The organism is Luteimonas endophytica (assembly GCF_029887875.1).
GTDB classification, from domain to species: domain Bacteria; phylum Pseudomonadota; class Gammaproteobacteria; order Xanthomonadales; family Xanthomonadaceae; genus Luteimonas; species Luteimonas endophytica.
Map to the genome: position 1 here is coordinate 313,184 of NZ_JARXRM010000043.1, position 18,907 is coordinate 332,090.

13 protein-coding genes are annotated in these 18,907 nt (G+C 68.1%); 4 read left to right on the plus strand and 9 right to left on the minus strand.

The window, feature by feature from the left end; translation table 11 throughout:
• Positions 1-16: 16 nt before the first annotated feature.
• From QFW77_RS14930 to QFW77_RS14970, 9 genes are all read right to left on the minus strand, one after another.
• On the minus strand, positions 17-970 hold the full coding sequence (locus QFW77_RS14930; protein ID WP_280575567.1) for a DUF979 domain-containing protein: 954 nt from the start codon (positions 968-970) through the stop codon (positions 17-19).
• Positions 967-1,863: a DUF969 domain-containing protein gene (locus QFW77_RS14935; protein ID WP_280575568.1), complete on the minus strand. Its 897-nt coding sequence runs from the start codon at positions 1,861-1,863 to the stop codon at positions 967-969. Before QFW77_RS14935 ends, QFW77_RS14930 begins: the two co-directional genes overlap by 4 nt.
• Positions 1,864-1,994: 131 nt before the next feature.
• Positions 1,995-2,741: a 5-oxoprolinase subunit PxpA gene (locus tag QFW77_RS14940; protein WP_280575569.1), complete on the minus strand. Its 747-nt coding sequence runs from the start codon at positions 2,739-2,741 to the stop codon at positions 1,995-1,997.
• A 105-nt stretch (positions 2,742-2,846) separates the two neighbouring features.
• Entirely contained in the window at positions 2,847-4,916 is a 2,070-nt protein-coding gene (pxpB, locus tag QFW77_RS14945) for a 5-oxoprolinase subunit PxpB (RefSeq protein WP_280575570.1), read from the minus strand.
• A complete protein-coding gene (locus QFW77_RS14950) occupies positions 4,913-5,347 on the minus strand; it encodes an HIT family protein (RefSeq protein ID WP_280575571.1) in 435 nt (144 codons plus the stop codon). Before QFW77_RS14950 ends, pxpB begins: the two co-directional genes overlap by 4 nt.
• Positions 5,348-5,432: 85 nt before the next feature.
• The gene (locus QFW77_RS14955) at positions 5,433-6,104 is read right to left on the minus strand and encodes a dienelactone hydrolase family protein (RefSeq protein ID WP_280575572.1); all 672 of its coding nucleotides are present in this window, start codon (positions 6,102-6,104) and stop codon (positions 5,433-5,435) included.
• Positions 6,105-6,505: 401 nt separating this feature from the next.
• Complete coding sequence (locus QFW77_RS14960; RefSeq protein ID WP_280575573.1) at positions 6,506-7,663, minus strand: isovaleryl-CoA dehydrogenase; 1,158 nt, start codon at positions 7,661-7,663, stop codon at positions 6,506-6,508.
• A 205-nt stretch (positions 7,664-7,868) separates the two neighbouring features.
• Positions 7,869-8,969: a Glu/Leu/Phe/Val dehydrogenase dimerization domain-containing protein gene (locus tag QFW77_RS14965; RefSeq protein ID WP_280575574.1), complete on the minus strand. Its 1,101-nt coding sequence runs from the start codon at positions 8,967-8,969 to the stop codon at positions 7,869-7,871.
• A gap of 429 nt (positions 8,970-9,398) precedes the next feature.
• Positions 9,399-10,958, minus strand: coding sequence for a phospholipase D family protein (locus QFW77_RS14970; RefSeq protein WP_280575575.1), 1,560 nt, complete (start codon positions 10,956-10,958; stop codon positions 9,399-9,401).
• 227 nt (positions 10,959-11,185) lie between these two features.
• Here QFW77_RS14970 and QFW77_RS14975 point away from each other — a divergent pair, with 227 nt between their 5' ends.
• The 4 genes from QFW77_RS14975 (at position 11,186) to QFW77_RS14990 (ending at position 18,887) form a co-directional block, all read left to right on the plus strand.
• Positions 11,186-14,896, plus strand: coding sequence for a methylmalonyl-CoA mutase family protein (locus tag QFW77_RS14975; RefSeq protein WP_280575576.1), 3,711 nt, complete (start codon positions 11,186-11,188; stop codon positions 14,894-14,896).
• 94 nt (positions 14,897-14,990) lie between these two features.
• Positions 14,991-16,865: an ATP-binding protein gene (locus QFW77_RS14980; RefSeq protein ID WP_280575577.1), complete on the plus strand. Its 1,875-nt coding sequence runs from the start codon at positions 14,991-14,993 to the stop codon at positions 16,863-16,865.
• Positions 16,866-17,077: 212 nt separating this feature from the next.
• The gene (locus QFW77_RS14985; protein WP_280575578.1) at positions 17,078-17,791 is read left to right on the plus strand and encodes a TIR domain-containing protein; all 714 of its coding nucleotides are present in this window, start codon (positions 17,078-17,080) and stop codon (positions 17,789-17,791) included.
• 391 nt (positions 17,792-18,182) lie between these two features.
• Positions 18,183-18,887, plus strand: a complete 705-nt coding sequence (locus QFW77_RS14990) for a hypothetical protein (RefSeq protein WP_280575579.1) — start codon at positions 18,183-18,185, stop codon at positions 18,885-18,887.
• Positions 18,888-18,907 lie beyond the last annotated feature (20 nt).

Here is an 18,907-nt window from a genome sequence, read left to right on the forward strand (position 1 = left end):
ACTGGAGGCATCGCCATCACCGGAACACGATGAAGTACATCAGCAGCACGTTGCAAGCCAGCAGCGGCAGCGCCGTGGCCACCTGCTGGCGGATCACCGCGTACGGATCCTTCAGCTCCAGCAGCGCCGCCGGCACCAGGTTGAAGTTGGCCGCCATCGGCGTGAGCAGGGTGCCGCAGTAGCCGGAGAGCATGCCGATCGCCGCCAGCGATGCGGCATCGGCGCCGTGCACCCCGACCAGCAGCGGCAGCGCGATGCCGCCGGTCATCACCGGGAACGCGGCGAAGGCGTTGCCCATGATCATGGTGAACAGCGCCATGCCCAGGGCGTAGGCCAGCACCACCACGAAGCGGTTCTCCACCGGAATCACCGCGCCCACCACCCCCGCCACCGCCTCGCCCACGCCGGCCGCGGCGAACACGCTGCCCAGCGTGGCCAGCAGCAGCGGCAGCAGCGCCGCCCAGCCGATCGCATCGATCAAGCGCCGCGACTGCTCCACCGCCGACACCGGCGACTGCCGGGTCAGCCGGCACGCCGCCGCCACCGCCAGCACGCAGGCCACGCCCAGGCCGACCAGCGTGGTCAGCTCCGCGCCGAACAGCCGCAGGCCGGCGATCTCGACGTCGGCCAGCACCACCGCCACCAGCACCGTGACCAGCGGGATCAGCAGGGCCGGCCAGAACAGCCGGTTGCCCAGGCGCCGCGCCTCGCTGCGTTTCTCCTCGGGCGAGCTTTCGCGGTAGCGGCCGCGGCCCAGGCCGCCGAAGCCGGCCAGCATCGCCAGGGCCACCACCACCGCGCCCACCACTGCCCCCGGCAGCCGCTCGGCGAACAGCAGCATCGCCGCCAGCAGGCCCCAGAACAGCGCGGTGGTGCGGCGGCGCGGGTTGCCGCGGTCGCGCCAGCCCAGCACCGCCACCGCCGCCAGGTACAGCCCGGTGAGCCAGTAGACCCACTGCAGCGTGATCACGGTGCGGATCCTCCGGCGGCGGGGTCGCGATCGGGTGCGCCGGCGGCTGAGGCCGCCGGGCCGGTTGCCCCGGTGGTGGCGTCCGCCGCCGTCCGGACCGCAGTGCCCGTGGCGCCGCTGCCGGCGATGCCCGTGGAGGGCGCGGGCGCGCTGGCCGCACTGGTGCTGCCGGCGGCTTCGCCGCCTCCGGCGGTGCCCGCCTCGGTGTCGACGGCCTGCAGCCGGGCCGCCTCGCGCGCCAGCCTGCCGTCCAGCCGCGACAGCCGCGCGCCGTGGATCGCGAACGCGCACAGCGCGGTGGGAATACCCCACAGCGCGATGTGCAGCGGCTCGAGCACGATGCCGTTCTCCGCAAAAAAGCCCTGCATCAGCAGCACCGCGCCGAAGGCGATGAAGATGTCCTCGCCGAAGAACAGGCCGACGTTGTCGGTGGCCGCCGACAGCGCCTTCAGGCGCTCGCGTTCGGCTTCCGGGAGCCTGCCATTGCGCGCCTCCGCGGCGCCCTCCGCCATCGGCGAGAGCAGCGGCCGCACCGTCTGCGGATGCCCGCCTAGGCTGTTGAGGCCCAGCGCAGCGGTGAGCTGGCGCGCCGCCAGGTACACGATCAGCAGGCGTCCGGCGGTGGCGCCGCGCAGGGTCGCGATCCACGCCTGCGCGCGCTCCTTCAGCCCGTGCCGTTCCAGGAGCCCGATCACCGGCAGCGTGAGCAGGAAGATCGCCAGGTAGCGCTGCTTGGTGAACGCCTCGCCCAGCAGTTCCAGCACCCCCACTGGCGTGTAGCCCGCCACCAGGCCGGTGATCACGCCGGCGCCGACGACGACCAGCGCCGGGTTCATGCGCAGCGCGAATCCCAGCACCACCAGGGCGACGCCGATGAGGGGCCAGTAACTCATGCGGATGGCTCGCTGTGGGGTGGTGGGGTCATGGGCATGTCACTGGGGCCGGAGAGTGGGCGGAGGCAAGGCCTGCCCGCCGACCTTGCGACTTCCGTCGCTCCCACAGGGGGCGGGTGGATCTGCGTGCCTCACGCGCCCGGGGCCATGACGGAGACGCCCTCCGCCTCGAGCGCCGCGCGCAGGCGGCGCGCGAAGGCGGCGGCGCCGGGGCGGTCGCCGTGCAGGCACAGGGTGTCGGCGCGGACCGGCACGCGGCTGCCGTCCGCGGCCGCGACCACGCCTTCGCGCAACATCGTGCGGACCTGCGCGATCGCCGCATCCAGGCCGAGCTCCGCGCCGGGCAGCCCTCGCGCCAGCAGCCGCCCCTCGGCGTCGTAGCCGCGCTCCGCGAACACTTCCTCGGCCACGCGCAGGCCGGCCTCGCGCCCGGCACGGGCCAGCGCCGAACCGGCGAGCGCATACAGCACCAGCGTCTCGTCCAGCGCCCGCACCGCGCCGGCGATGGCGGCGGCCACCGCCGCGTCGCGGGCGGCGAGGTTGTACAGCGCGCCGTGCGGCTTGACGTGGTGCAGCCGCGCGCCGGCTGGGGCGCAGACGCGCTGCAGCGCCGCCGTCTGGCGCCCGACCAGCGCGGCGATTTCCGCCGGCGCCAGCGCCTGCTCGCGGCGCCCGAAATGCTCCCGGTCCTCGAAAGATGGATGGGCCCCCACCGCAATCCCGTGGCGCAGGCACAGCGCCACCGTCGCCTGCATCGTGTCCTCGTCGCCGGCGTGGCCGCCGCAGGCGATGCTGGCCGAGCTGATGCATGGCGCGATCGCCGGATCGTCGCCGCAGCCCTCGCCCATGTCGCAGTTGAAGTCGATGCGCCTGGTCATCGCTGCCGTGCCTCGTCGGGCCCGGCCGGGCGGCACTGGGCCAGGGCGCGGGCTCGGGGGCATCGCCATGGCCGCTGCCCGACGCCCGAATTGCAATCGATGCTGCTAGCCATCGGCACCGCGCCTCGCCTGGATCGCCAGCGCGATTCTGTTCAGGCGCTGGCGCTGTTCGCAAGCGGCCGCATGCGCCTGCGCAGGCGTGCAGGGCACGAAGCCGACTCCGTCCCCCGGGCGCAGCTGCGCCAGCCGCGGCCAGTCGGCGCGGATCGCATGGCCGATGCGCGGGTAGCCGCCGTGGGTCTGGGCGTCGGCCAACAGCACGATCGGGCGCCCGTCCGGCGGCAGCTGCACGGTCCCCGGGGCGACCGGTTCGGAGATGCGCTCGCGCGCCTCCGCCAGCGCGAGCGCATCGCCGTCGAGGCGCAAGCCCTGCCGATTGCTGGCCGCGGCCACCTTCCAGCGACCGCCGAACACCGCCTCGGCCGGCGCGGTCGCGTCGCGGCCCGGCAGCAGGCGGATCCGCGCCGGCAGGGCGCTGCCGACGTCCGGCGCGCCGTCGATCCACCAGGGGGCGATGCGCGGGCGCGGGACGTCCGCAACCGGGCCGCCGCCGATCTCCAGCACGTCGCCCCTGGCGAGCGCGCGGCCGCCGAACGGCCCGCCGAAGCCGCCGCGCAGGTCGGTGCTGGCGCTGCCGAGCACCGGCGCCACCGCCAGGCCGCCGCCGACCGCCAGCCATGCGCGCGCGCCGCCGCGGCATGGCCCCAGCGAGAGCATGCTGCCGGCCGGCAGCAGCACCGGCCGCCAGCCGGGGATGGCGTGGCCATCGGCCTCGGCGTCGATCGCCGCGCCGCACAAGGCGATGCACACCGGGTGACTGAAGCGCAGCCGGGGCCCGGTCAGGGCGATTTCCAGCGCCGGGGCGCCGGGGGCGTTGCCGACCAGCAGGTTGGCGACGGCGAGCGAGTAGGGATCGAGCGCGCCGGCGCCGCCCACGCCCAGGTGGCGCAGGCCGCTGCGGCCGGCGTCCTGCACCGTGGTGGCCAGGCCCGGTGCCAGCACTTCCACCGTCGCGTCCTCGGCGTGGGCACGGTCCGGGACGCTTGCAGCGCAGTGGGAACGCTGCGACCCGGCCGGTTGCCCTGCCCGGAGGGGCACGGCCGATCGCTCGGGCGCAACGGAACGGCCGGGCGCGTTGGATCGGCCCGACGGGCCGCACGGGCCCGGCTTGGGGCCATCGCCGCCTGCGTTGGAGCCCGCCGGCGCGCCTGTCGATGCCGACGGGCGCGCGGGCCCGGCCGCTTCGGATGCGTTCGTTCCGCCGTCCGCGTCGGATGCCTGCGTCGGACTGGTCGAACCGGCGCGTTCGGCGGGCACGAACCGCACCCGCTGCCCCGGCGCCAGCAGCGAGGGCGGCGAACGCGCCGGATCGAACAGCCGCAGCGGAGTGCTGCCGACGATGCGCCAGCCGCCCGGGCTCTCGCGCGGGTAGATGCCGGTCTGGGCGCCGCCGATCGCCACGCTGCCGGCGGGGATGCGGGTCCGCGGCGTGTCCATGCGCGGCATCGCCAGGCGCGGGTCGAGCCCGAGCAGGTAGGGGAAGCCGGGGGCGAAGCCGAGCATCGCCACGCGGTACTCGGCGGCGGCGTGGGTGGCGATGGCGTCCTCCGTCGACAGGCCGGCGTGCGCGGCGACGTCGGCCAGGTCGGGGCCGCAGGGGCCGCCGTAGTGGACCGGGATCTCGACGATCGGGGCCTCGGCGGCACCGGACCCGGCGGCATCGGATGCGGGCGGACGTTGCGGCTCGCGCCGCTCCCGCAGAGGGCGGTAGCCTTCGTCGCTGTCGCTGTCGCTGTCGCTGTCGCTGTCGCTGTCGTCGTCGTCGTCGTCGTCGTCGGGGGAGGAGTCGCCGGGGCGACCGGCGGCCGGCAGGCACGCGCGCAACCAGCGCTCCGCATGCAGCAGCGGGTCGACCTCATCGCCGCCGGCGTCGGCGGCCACGAACAGCGCCAGCGCGGCGTAGCCCGGCACCACGTCCAGCAGCCACGGCGGCCGCTGCGCCTCGATCGCCGCCGCGAGCGCGTGCACGCGGCCGTTGAGTTCGCCGTCGATGCGCTCGCCGAGCCGCAGCAGCAGCGCTTCCCCGCCCAGGCGTTCGACCGCGAAACCGGTCACTCCGGCAGCGCGGCGCGCAGGCGCGCGACGCGTTCGACCAGCGCCTCCGGCGTGTACGGCCGCGCCGCCACCCGGCCCCACACCGGCGCCGGCCAGGCCGGGTCGTCCTCGAAGCGGGCGATCGCGTGCACGTGCAGCTGCGGCACCAGGTTGCCGAGCGCGGCCACGTTGAGCTTGTGCGGGCGGAACACCTCGCGCAGCAGGCGCGAGGCCAGGTCGATCTCCTCCACCAGCAGGCGGCGCTGCTCCGGGCCCAGATCGATCAGCTCGCGCGCCTCGGCCACCCGCGGCACCAGCACCAGCCACGGGTAGTTGGCATCGTCCATCAGCCGCAGCTCGCACAGCGGCAGCGAGGCGAGCGGATGGGTGTCGCCGGCCAGGCGCGAGTCCATGGCGAAACCGACCGGCGCGGGGGCGCGTGCCCGGGTCATCGGGCGCTCCGGGCGCCGGCGCGGCCGGGCACACGCGGGAGCGGCGCGCAGCCCGCGCGATGCAGCGCACGGTGGCGCGCGGCGCTCATGCCAGCGCCTCCTCGAGGAACTGCAGGGTGCGGCGGTGCGCCAGCGCCGCGCTGGCGGCGTGGTAGTGGCGCGGGTCCACATCGCGGTTGAAGGCGTGGCCGGCGCCCTCGTAGACGTGGATCTGCGCCTCCGGCAGGCGCTGGCGGTGCGCTTCGATGTCCCCGGCGGGGATCGAGGCGTCGTCGGCGCCGAAGTGCAGCAGCATCGGCGCGCGCAGCGGCTCGCCCAGGAACGGCACGGTGCGCGCGCCGTAATAGCTCACCGCCGGCAGCCCGAGCCGGGTATTGGCCAGGAACGCCACGCTGCCGCCCCAGCAGAAGCCGATGGCGGCGGTCTTGTGGCCTTCGCCCCGCAGCAGCGCCGCGGCCGCCGAGACCAGCTGCACCGCGCGGTCGAAGCCGAGCGCCGCGGCCAGCTCGCGGCCGTGGGCGAAGCCCTCCTCGCCGTAGTCCAGCTCGACGTGGCGCTCCACCGGGTCGTACAGCGCCGGCGCCAGCGTCACGTAGCCCTCGGCGGCGTAGCGTTCCACCACGGTGCGCATGTGCTGGTTGACGCCGAAGATCTCCTGGATCACCACCAGCCCGCCCAGCGGCGCCCCGTGCGGCGGATCGGCGCGCCAGCCGCAGACCGTGCCGTGCGCGGTGGAAATGGCGATGTCCCGGCCCATCGGCTGCTTCCCGCTCGGCTGCGTCGCGTCGATTCTAGCCCCGGTTCGGTAAGCGGGCGTGGACGCCCGCGGAGGGATCGCCCGGATGGCCGGCGACGGGAACGCGGATTCGTCCGGAATCATCGCCGACCCGCCCGGACCCACCCGCGGCCTTCGCGGCCATGGGCCGCTCCTACGGGGGAATGCATCCGTCGGTCCAACGCCCGGTCAGCGTGGTCTGCCCCCGTAGGAGCGCGCCATGCACGCGAAAGCCGGCGCGGCCGGCCATGCCCGGCAACGCCGCACGACGCATCGGAACCGCAAGGAGCGCGGGATCGGCCTGCGGGGAAAAACCCGCAACGTGCCTCGCCATCGCGGGGCCGGCCGCCGGGCCTTGCCCGCGGCGCCTGCAGCCCGAGGCCTCAGCCGCGGTCCTCGAACAGCTCGCGGCCGATCAGCATGCGGCGGATCTCGTTGGTGCCGGCGCCGATCGCGTACAGCTTGGCGTCGCGCAGGATCCGGCCGGTGGCGAACTCGTTGATGTAGCCGTTGCCGCCCAGCGCCTGGATCGCCTCCAGCGCCACCTGCACCGCGCACTCCGACGCGTGCAGCAGGCAGCTGGCGGCGTCCACCCGGCTCTTGTGCCCGGCGTCGTAGTCGCGCGCCACCTGGTAGGCGAACGCGCGCGAGGACTGCAGCGCGGTGTACATGTCGGCGATCTTCGCCTGCATGATGCCGAAGGTGCCGATCGCCTGGCCGAACTGGCGCCGCTCGCGCACGTAGGGCAGGGCGATGTCCAATGCGGCCTGCATCAGCCCCAGCGGGCCGCCGCTCAGCACCAGCCGCTCGGTGTTCAGCCCGCTCATCAGCACCCGCACGCCGCTGTTGACCTCGCCGAGCACGTTCTCCGCCGGGATCTGGCAGTTGTCGAACACCAGCTCGCAGGTATTGCTGCCGCGCATCCCCAGCTTGTCGAGCTTCTGCGCGGTGCGGAAGCCCGGCATGCCCTTCTCGACGATGAAGGCGGTCATGCACCTGGAGCCGAGCTCGCGGTTGGCGGTGCGCATGTAGACGATCAGCACGTCGGCCTCGGGGCCGTTGGTGATCCACATCTTGCTGCCGTTGGCGACCCACGCCTCGCCTTTCTGCTCGGCGCGGCAGCTCATCGAGCCGACCACGTCGGAGCCGGCGCCCGGCTCGCTCATCGCCAGCGCGCCCTTCCACTCGCCGCTGCACAGCTTCGGCAGGTACTTCTCGCGCTGCGCCTGGTTGCCGTTGACGTACAGGTTGCTCACGCACAGGTTGGAATGGGCGCCGTACGACAGCCCCACAGACCCTGACGCGCGCGAGATCTCCTCCATCGCCACCAGGTGCGCCAGGAAGCCCATCTCGCTGCCGCCGAACTCGGCCGGCACGGTCATGCCCAACAGGCCCATCTCGCCCAGCTTGGCCCACAGCGCCTGCGGGAACGCGTTCTCCTGGTCGATCGCCTCGGCCCGCGGCGCGATCTCCGCCTCCGCGAACCGGCGGACCGCGTCGCGGAGGGCGTCGAGTTCTTCACCTAGCGGGAACGTGCGCATGGGCTCTCCTCGGAGCGGTAGTTGAATGATCAGGGCCGGCCATTCCAGGCCGCTGCCCGCAATCGTGTCGCACTCGCTGCGTGTCTGGAAACGAGACGCGACGGCAGCGGATCCGCCAGTCCTGCCCGGGTCGCGGCGCCCGCGCGCCTTCGCGGCACGCGGAACCGGTTCAGCGCCGGGCGCGGCTGCGCCCGGCCCTGGCCCTTCAATGCCCGCGCACGCGCCCCTGGAAGCGCGGCGCCGCGCGGCCCAGCGGCAGCTTCAGCTTGCCGATGATCTGGATGCGCTCCTCGGCCAGGCGGTCGGCGGCCATGTAGGTGGGAATGCCGTCGCGCTCGGAGATCTCGAAGATGCGGGTCAGGTTGTGGTAGATCGTGCGCATCATCCGCATCGCGCGCTCGCGGTTGTAGCCGTCGATCTCCAGCGACACGTTCATCACCCCGCCGGCGTTCACCGCGTAGTCCGGCGCGTACAGCATGCCGCGCTTCTCCACCTCGTCGCCGATCTCGTTGGTGGCCAGCTGGTTGTTGGCCGCGCCGCAGATGATCTTGGCCTTCAGCCGGGGCAGGGTCTCCTCGTTGACGGTGCCGCCCAGCGCGCAGGGCGAGTACACGTCGGCGTCGACGTCGTAGATCTCGTCCAGCCCCACCGCCTCGGCGCCGTACTCGCTGACCGCGCGGTCCACCCGGTCCTTGTTGATGTCGGTGACGAAGATCTTCGCGCCGCGCTCCTTGAGCAGCTTCACGAACTCGATGCCCACGTGGCCCAGGCCCTGCACCGCGTAGCTGTACTTGCCCACTTCCTCGTCGCCGAACTTCTTGTTCAGCGACGCCATCAGCCCCTGCAGGGTGCCGTAGGCGGTGAACGGGGAAGGGTCGCCCGAGCCGCCGTGGACCTGGTGCACGCCGGTCACGTACTCGGTCTCGCGGTACACGAACTCCATGTCGTTGACGTCGATGCCGACGTCCTCGGCGGTGATGTAGCGCCCGCCCAGGGATTCGACGAACTGGCCGAACGAGCGGAACAGCGCCTCGGACTTGTCGCTGGCCGGGTCGCCGATGATCACCGCCTTGCCGCCGCCGATGTTCAGCCCGGCCACGGCGTTCTTGTAGGTCATGCCGCGCGACAGCCGCAGCACGTCGTTCAGCGCCTCCTGCTCGCTCTTGTACGGCCACATGCGGGTGCCGCCCAGCGCCGGGCCCAGCACCGTGTTGTGGATCGCAATGATGGCCTTCAGGCCGGTGTCCTTGTTGTGGCAGAACACGACCTGCTCGTGGCCGTACTTGTCGAGGTGTTCGAAGATCATCGCAAACTCCGCTGCGGCGGGGATTCGCTGTGGCGAATGGCGCCGGACTTGAGGTGGGTGGTACCGCTGGAAGCGAACGCGGCGCCCCCGCGAAGGGGCGCCGTTGGGCGCGGTATTCTACGCCTGTCCCGCGACAAAAGCCCGTACGCGGCAGTGCGGTGGCGGGGCCGCGCGGATGCGGTTCATGTGACATCAGGATCGTCTCGCGCAGCGCGGCATCGCCACGGCGCGCGGCGCCACCCCGGCGCCGACGGGTGACGGCCGCGGCGTCGACAGGTGCAGCCCTCCGTCGGCGGGTAACTGCCGGGGCATCGGCGCAAAGCCGTGGCGCCGGCGGGAAACGATTACAAACCCCGCCGGAGCCACCCGCGGCCTTCGCGGCCATGGGCCGCTCCTACGGGGGTGAGCCGCCCCTGCGGGCGGTCTGCGCTACAGCTGCGATTCGATCGGCACCCAGCGCAGCAGCCAGGCGATCGCGCGCTGCAGGCGGCTGGCGTCCGGTTCGGTGTCCAGCACCAGCGGCGGGTCCTTGGCGTTGTCCAGCCAGCGCAGCTCGCCTTCGTCGTTCAGATACACCCAGTAGGCCAGCTCCGGGCTGGCCAGCAGCCGGAACTCCTCGCGCAGCGCCTTGGCGATGGCGGGCTCGTCGAACATCACCCCCATCTCCGTGTTCAGGTCGATCGAGCGCGGGTCCATGTTGAACGAGCCGATGAAGCCGCGGCGGTCGTCGATCACGTAGGCCTTGGTGTGCAGGCTGGCGCCGCTGCTGCCGAACACGCTGGAGCCCTCGCTGCGCGGCTGCACCCGGGTCTCGTGCAGCTTGATCCCCAGCTTCAGCAGCCGCTCGCGATAGTTGGCATAGGCGCCGTGCACCGCGATCACGTCGTTGGCGGCCAGCGAATTGGTGATCACGGCAACGTCGACGCCGCGGCGGGCCAGTGCCGCCAGCCCCACCACGCCCTCGTCGCCGGGCACGAAATAGGGCGAGATCAGCAGCGCCTTGTCGCGCGCGCTGCGCAGGTCCTCCATCACGTAGCGGATCAGCCAGCTCTCGCTGCCTTCCTCGTCCTGCTTCTGCGGCGGGTCCGACACCACCCGGATGTTCTCGCTCCAGAACGGGGTGAGTTCCTGCGCGAAATACCGGCGCACGCTGTCGGAGGCGTCCACCCGGTCCAGGTAGCGCCGCGCCTCGGCGCTGGCCGCCTCGTCGTGGATCTGCGCCAGCACCGCGTCGATGTCGCGGTCGTAGGCCTTTTTCAGCGCCGCGATCGGCACCACCGTGTCGCTGTTCCAGAAGGTGTCGAAGATCTCGCTGGCCTGCGCCACCGCCGGCCCGAACAGCACCATGTCCAGGTCGCGGAAGTTCATCTCCTCGGCGGCGTCGAAGTACTCCACGCCGATGTTGCGCCCGCCCACCACCGCCACCCGCCCGTCGGCGATCCAGGCCTTGTTGTGCATGCGGTGGGTGATGCTCCAGCTGCGCTGCACCATCTCCAGCAGCCGCGCCACCCCGCTGCGGTTGCGGAACGGGTTGTACACGCGGATCTCGATGTTGGCGTGGCTGTCCATGGCCAGCAGCGCCACGTCCTTGCCGGAGGTGTTGATGTCGTCCAGCAGCAGCCGCACCCGCACCCCGCGCTCGGCGGCCTGCCAGGCCTCGTGCAGCAGCAGGTGGCCGGTGAGGTCGTCGTGCCAGATGTAGTACTGCAGGTCCAGGCTGCGCCCGGCCTGGCGCGCCGACAGCGCCCGCGCGGCGAACGCATCCAGACCGTCGGGCAGCAGGATCGCGCCGGTCTTGCCGGGGTGGCGGTCCAGCAGCGGCCACAGCTCGCGGTCCAGCGCGGTCTGGTCGCGCTGCACTTCCAGTGCATGGCTGGGCGCGCCGGTGGCCGGCGGGGTGAGGTGGTCGGCCAGGAACACCCCGCTGACCACCAGCGCCAGGAAGGTGAAGGCCCCCCAGCCGAGGATCCGCTTGACCCGCTGTTTCATTCCTGCCGATCCCCCGTCCCGTTGCCGGCCATTGTATGCGGCCGCCGCACGCCGGGCCCATCCGGCACCCACCCCAAGGCGGCGGCCATCCCCGCAGGCGCGGCCCATGGCCGCGAAGGCCGCGGGCGGGTCCGGCGGCCGCGGCGCCGATCCCGGGCAACCACGGGGCCATAAAGGCCCCCGCGCTACAATCGCCCGATCACGTTTTCCCCAGGAATCGCGCGCCCATGAGCTCGCCCGCCAGCCAGATCCCCGCCAGCCAGCCCGACACCACCCCGCTGCGCTTCGTCACCGCCGCCAGCCTGTTCGACGGCCACGACGCCGCCATCAACATCATGCGCCGGCTGATCCAGGCCCAGGGCGCCGAGGTGATCCACCTGGGCCACAACCGCAGCGTCGAGGACGTGGTGCGCGCCGCCCTGCAGGAGGACGCCGACGCCATCGCCCTGTCCAGCTACCAGGGCGGCCACGTTGAATACCTCAAGTACATGGTCGACATGCTGGCCGAGCGCGGCGCCCCCCACATCCGCGTCTTCGCCGGCGGCGGCGGCACCATCACCCCGGAGGAGATCAAGGAGCTCGAGGCCTACGGCGTGGAGCGCATCTACCACCCCAACGACGGCATGAAGATGGGGCTGGTGGAGATGATCGAGGACGTGGTGAAGCGCGCGGCCGGCGCCCGGGAGGAAAACCGGGGTCGGAGCCGGTTCTCGGGGAAACAGAGCGGAGGAGCGGGCGATCCCGCCGCGAAAACCGACTCCGACCCCGGTGTTTCCCCCTCCCTCGACGACGAGATCGCCATCGGCCGCGTGCTCAGCGCGATCGAAGACGGCGTGTACAGCGAAGCCGAGCTGGCCAAGCTGCGCAAGCAGTGGCAGCTGGCCGCCGGCCGCAGCCCGGTCGTCGGCATCACCGGTACCGGCGGCGCCGGCAAGTCCTCGGTGACCGACGAGCTGCTCAACCGCTTCCTGGCCAGCTTCCCGGAGATGCGCATCGCGGTGATCTCGGTGGACCCCACCCGCCGCCGCACCGGCGGCGCGCTGCTGGGCGACCGCATCCGCATGAACTCGCTGCGCAGCCACCGCGTGTACATGCGCTCCATGGCCACCCGCCGCCAGCACGCCGCCACCAATGCAGTGCTCAAGGACGGCATCGCCTTCCTCAAGGGCCTGGGCTACGACCTGGTGATCGTGGAGACCGCCGGCATCGGCCAGAGCGATTCGGAGATCGTCGACCTGGTCGACTTCCCCATGTACGTGATGACCAGCGACTACGGCGCCGCCAGCCAGCTGGAAAAGATCGACATGCTCGACTTCGCCGAACTCATCGTGCTGAACAAGTACGACAAGCGCGGCGCCGAGGACGCCCTGCGCGACATCCGCAAGCAGTGGAAGCGCAACCGCGTCGCCTTCCAGACCAAGGACGAGGACGTCCCCGTCTACCCCACCATCGCCAGCCAGTTCAACGATCCCGGCATCAGCTGGATGTTCGCCAACCTCTGCCGCCTGCTGCGCGAGAAAAACCGGGGTCAGAGTCGACTTTCCCCGGAGGGCGAAGCGGCCGGTGACGCTGGGCGGAAAGTCGACTCCGACCCCGGTTTTTCCTCCCCGCGCTGCGACTTCACCCCGCAGCTCGACACCTCGCTCAAGGAACCCCGCGCCACGGTGCTGATCCCCGGCAACCGCGTGCGCTACCTGGCCGAGATCGCCGAGCAGGGCAGGGCCATCAACGCCTCCATCGAAAAGCAGGCCGAAGCCGCCGACCGCGCCCAGTCCTTCTGGCAGTCCCTGCGCGACCTGGAAGACCCCGCCCTCCCCAAGGCCCTCGACCTCTACGCCGCCGAAGCCCTGGCCCCCGCAGGAGCGGCCCATGGCCGCGAAGCCCGCGCCGCAGAAGACCAGGCCAAAACCACCCCCGACCGCACCCTCCTCACCCTTCGCCAGCGCTACAACGACGCCATCCAGGCCCTCACCGCTGACTCCCTCAAGCTCCTGCGCGACTGGCCCGCGCGCCTGCAATCCATCACCGACGACACCACCGCCTACGAGGTGCGCGGCCGCGCCATCGAGGTGCAGAACTACCGCGAATCCCTCAGCCACCAGCAGATCCCCAAGATCGCCGCCCCCACCTACAAGAGCTGGGGCGAGCTGCTCACCTTCCTCGGCAAGGAAAACCTGCCCGGCAGCTACCCCTACACCGGCGGCGTGTACCCCTACCGCCGCACCGGCGAGGACCCGATCCGCATGTTCGCCGGCGAGGGCACCCCCGAGCGCACCAACCGCCGCTTCCACTACCTCAGCCTCGGCCAGCCCGCCGCGCGCCTGTCCACCGCCTTCGACAGCGTGACCCTGTACGGCGAGGACCCGGCCCCGCGCCCGGACATCTACGGCAAGATCGGCAACTCCGGGGTCAACGTGCCCACCCTGGACGACATGAAGAAGCTCTACTCCGGCTTCGACCTGTGCGCGCCCACCACCAGCGTGTCGATGACCATCAACGGCCCGGCGCCGATCATCCTGGCGCTGTTCATGAACACCGCCATCGACCAGCAGGTGGAGAAATACCTCAAGGCCGACGCCACCCGCTGGGCCGAAGCCGAACAAAAGATCGAAGCCTTCTTCGAAGACCGCCCGCGCCCCACCTACCACGGCGAGCTGCCCAAGGGCAGCGACGGCCTGGGCCTGGCCCTGCTGGGCATGACCGGCGAGCAGCTGGTGGACGCCGAGACCTACGCCAGGATCAAGGCCCAGACGCTGGCCACCGTGCGCGGCACCGTGCAGGCCGACATCCTCAAGGAGGACCAGGCCCAGAACACCTGCATCTTCAGCACCGAGTTCGCCCTGCGCATGATGGGCGACATCCAGCAGTACTTCGTCGACAACAAGGTGCGCAACTTCTACTCGGTGAGCATTTCCGGCTACCACATCGCCGAGGCCGGGGCCAACCCGATCAGCCAGCTGGCCTTTACGCTGAGCAACGGCTTCACCATCGTCGAGTACTACCTGGCGCGCGGCATGCACATCGACGACTTCGCGCCCAACCTGAGCTTCTTCTTCAGCAACGGCATGGACCCGGAGTACACCGTGATCGGCCGCGTGGCCCGCCGCATCTGGGCCCGCGCCATGCGCGAGCGCTACGGCGCAAGCGCCCGCAGCCAGATGATGAAGTACCACATCCAGACCAGCGGCCGCAGCCTGCACGCGCAGGAGATCCAGTTCAACGACATCCGCACCACCCTGCAGGCCCTGTACGCCCTGTTCGACAACTGCAACAGCCTGCACACCAACGCCTACGACGAGGCCATCACCACGCCCACCGAAGAAAGCGTGCGCCGCGCCGTGGCCATCCAGATGATCATCAACAAGGAGCTGGGGCTGAACTTCTGCGAGAACCCCTGGCAGGGCAGCTTCATCGTCGACAAGCTGACCGACATCGTGGAGGAGGCCGTGTACAAGGAGTTCGAGGCCATCAGCGAGCGCGGCGGCGTGCTGGGCGCCATGGACACCATGTACCAGCGCGGCAAGATCCAGGAAGAGTCGATGTACTACGAGCACAAGAAGCACGACGGCAGCCTGCCGCTGGTGGGCGTGAACACCTTCCTGCCCAAGGAGCACGCCGGCGAGGTGGTGACCGAGATCGAGCTGATCCGCAGCACCGAGGAGGAGAAGGGCCAGCAGATCGCCAACGTGCAGATCTGGCAGACCGGCCGCAACTCACTCGCCCCGGCCGGCGAGACCGAGCACGCCCACGTGGTGGAAGACGACGCAGCCGCCGCCACCGAACCCCACGACGGCCACGGCCTGGCGTATCTTCAGGACACGGCGCGGCGGCGGGGGAATGTGTTCGCGGCGCTGATGGACGCGGTGAAGACCCATTCATTAGGGCAGATCAGTCATGCCTTGTATGACGTGGGTGGGGAGTACAGAAGGAATATGTGAGACCGCGTACTTCGCGGATCTGCCGCAGGCCCGATGCGGCCAGCAGCAATAGGCGATAGACCAATCGTCGTTGCCTTTACTGAGAGGGGGAGTAATGCATCCGCAAATTGAATTTCGCCATGTGTTGGGCGAGCTGTCGGTGAACAGAAATGACCCTTGCGAGGTAATTCGCGAGCTCATCTCGAACTCGTATGATGCTGGGGCGGGTCACATTCACTACGCACCGGTAGCCTCCGCGTCGGGATTCGCCTTTCTCGATGATGGATCTGGCCTTGGGATGGAGCCTGCACAGGCAGGAATTTCGCCTTGGGAAGCCTTCTTCTCCATAGGGAAATCCACAAAGTCGAAGGGCGCAGGAATTGGCTACAAGTGCCAGGGAAGTAAGCTTTGCTTTGCAAGCAAGCGCATACTGGTCGCGAGTCGCTTTGATCGTGGCGAAGAGCGTTGGGCCTATAAGATAATCGAGAATCCCAGAAACAATCTCGACGTAACTTATTCAATCTTGCCTGATTACTCGTCTGATATCTGCGCGATTGTTGAGCAATTCCTTGGCAAACTAGACGCTAGCGGAGTAGCAGTCGTTAACGACTTGAAGTCTCGATTGGCTGAGTTGGCCGGAAAGACTGGAACACTCGTCCTAATCGATGGGCTTGATACCGAGAACTTCGGAAAGTACTTTTCAGTAGAGCCAAATGTGACTGAATCTTATATTTACAATTATATTCGGTTTAACACGCGGCACGGGGATGTTCGCAAGATCTCGACTCCGCAAGGTTTTACTTCTAGCCAAGTTACCCAGATTGCTAGTCCTCGTGCAGCTGAGTTCACCATGTTTTCCCCAGAGGAGGGTGCTATAGAGGTCCCCTTCGGATTTCCTTACCTAGCCAAGCCAGATGGCAAGGAAGATGTGAAGTCGCCGCAGCAAATATCTCGTCTCAGGGATGGTCGATTCTTCTCACGTACCGCAAAATCGTTTTCTGTCGCCGGTAAAAAGTACTCAGTTATCTTGGCGATCGATGGGAATCGTAGGGCGCATGAGGAATATCCTTCTTTAGATCGTAAGGGAAAGGCCAAGTCAGGTGTAAGGCTTGGCGATCATCGTGGTGCATTCATATCGGTGAAGGGGATCAAGATCGCCAAACATACGGATTTGTTAGCGAGTCTTCCTGAGTATAGCGTTCTCGCGGAGGGTGACGCGTACAGTCATTATATGCTCGTGTTAGAAGGCGATTTTGACTTGGTGACGAACCGAAATGCTCTCAGCAAGCAGGCGTATGATGAGCTGGGAGATCCTGAGTTCGCGAAGAAGTTCAAGGAGTTTCTCGATAGTTTCCGTAACAAGGATGCCGTCTTCAGAGAACTTATTTCGCGTCTAAGGCGGGAAAGTTCGGAGAACCTGCTTAATGAGCAGATTGATATCCTGACCGAGCAGAAGTCGGGTCTAAAGGATCGGCAGCGAGTGAGGATCGCCGATCAATCTGGGTCCAAGCATCTTGTTTTGGCGCCGAAGGCGGGGGAGGAGTATCTCGTAGGGGTACTCTACGCGTCGCTTGGAAAGTACGTTGATCCGGACTCCCCTTACCGCAGTTACTGGCGCGACGTGGTGACGTTCTCAACGCAAGGAATTGACAGCCTGGCGCTGAAGAGCGCCGTTGCGCAATCGCCGTTGGCTGCGTCGAACATCGAGGCCGTTGAGTACAAGTATGAATTCACCAATAGCGGCCCTTTCAACCATGCCCTAGCTGTAGTTGACAAGGTCATCGCGTGGTCAGTTGAGCTGGATGCAGCGAAGTCAATCCGCGACACATATACCTGTCGGGGCAGGGTTAACGTGCTCAATCCGGGATTGCTGTGGGAGATCACAGATATAGAGAATGATGAGGCTGCTGAGTTTCCAGACGCCACGTCCGTCATCTGCCTTAGAAGGCTGATCGAACTGACTTTTAGTGTTACGTTTAAAGACCCTTAGATCATTAACTAAGACAGAGAATCTGTCAGATCTCTTGTGCGCGAGAGAGCCGAAACGGCGAGAAAGTAGACAACTCGGCCCGCTCTGCATTCTGCAGGGAAGAAGATCGGAATGCAGGCCTGGTCGATGGGTTATTAAGCGGAAAAGTCACGGTATCTTTGCTGCAGGACAAATAGTGTGCCCATAGACGCCTTACTAGCGGGGTTTCGAGGATGAAGTTTCACGGGGAGCTGGCTGATTTGGTGGCGCAGGTGGAGCAGCTCGGCTTAGCTGGAACTTGGCAAGAGAACGCAGAAGCAGGCGTGCATCAATTTCGCGCCAAGTCCGGGGAGATTTTGAACTGGTGGCCCCGGACCGGGACGCTGTCAACACAAGGCGCGAACAGCGTCGCCTTCAAGGAAGCGGTTCTCAAGGTGCTCGGTGACGCTAGGGAAGTGCCGCAGGCCGAGGCTGATGCCAGGGCGCGGATCTTCGTTGTTCATGGGCACGATCGCGAAGCACGCGATCAGTTGGAGCTTGTCCTGCGCCGGCTCGGATTGGAGCCATTTATACTTCAAAATGAAGATGGTGGTGGAAGGACGATAATCGAGGCTCTCGAACAGAATATCTATCGCGAGGCTGCATTTGGGGTTGTCCTGATGACGCCAGACGACTTTGGGTACTTGAAGACTGAATCGGATGCAGATAGAAGGCCGCGCGCCAGGCAAAACGTGATCCTTGAGCTGGGCATGATAATGGCGTCACTCGGGCGGGCTCGTATTGCGATACTCCAGAAGGGAGCGCTTGAACGACCTTCTGATACTGATGGCATTCTAAGGATCGAGTTCAACGATCATGTTCGAGAGATTGTGCCTAAGCTGGTTCAAAGGTTCCAGGCCGCCGGGTTCGTGATCGATGGCGCTGCAATTGCTGCCGCATCAGCTTGAGTGTATTCGTAAAGAACCCCTTGGGGGCAAAGAACCGAAGAACGGGGTAAGAACCGAAGAGCGGGGTCAGATTCACTTAACGCAGTCCTCGGCCGCGGCGGTCCTTGAAAGAGGCGAGGTGAATAACTTAAGGTAAGTTTGGCCGCGTTAGTTGCTGGTGAGCCGGCCTCGTGTCGGAGGCGCGTCCGGGCAGCATGTTTTTTACGGGTCGCCTGGCTGTCGACGCGCCACCGGCCCCGCGTCGGAGCAGTAAGTCTGATCTCCCTGGTCGACGACATCGAACGGATTCCCCAGGGGCGGAGGGCTTCCACCGGGTTCGCACATGGTTGCCTAGTTCCTCTTTCGTGTGCGCAACATGTAGGGTTGTCTCACGAACGAACTTGTCCCGTCCATGCTCCGACTCGCCGAGCAGATCAAAGAGACCCTGGCCGCCTTCGCCGGCATCCCGCGGCCGCCCGCACTCATCGGCGGGCCGGCCCTGGCAGCGCATCAGGTGATCCGGGCCACCGAGGACGTGGTCTTCCTGGTTGATGGCGAAGAGGCCGAGCGGCTGCACGACATGTTCGTCGGCCTCGGTTTCATCTGCATCCATCGGAGCGAAGACGCCGCGAACTATGTCAGGCGCGATGAAAGGCTCGACCTGCTGTACGCCCATCGCCCCATTGCCCAGCGTCTGCTGAAAGAAGCTAAATCTCTCGACACGGCCGTGGGGCGTCTACGCGTCATCAGCGTCGAAGGCCTGATTGCCTTCAAGCTGCAGGGTTACGTGAACGAATCGTCCCGTGCATGGGACCTCGAAGACATCCGCTTCGTGTTGCGCCAGCACTATGCCAGTCTCAATCTGACCGAACTCAGGGAATACTTCGCTCTGTTCGACCGACAGGAGCTGCTCGATGAGCTTTTTGCACAGTCACCCAGCCCGGCGTCTGACCCGCTGCCCGAACCTGCACTGGCGTGTGACGCCGGCGTTCCCTACCGCCCGCCGCCCGCAGCCGACCCATTCGAGCGTTGGTTGGAACTGATGGAAGTGGTCGAAGCACTGTGCCCCCAGTGGCCGGCGAGAGCGCCGAGCATCGGACGTGACTACCGCTTGTAAGGAGTTGCGACGACCCCGGC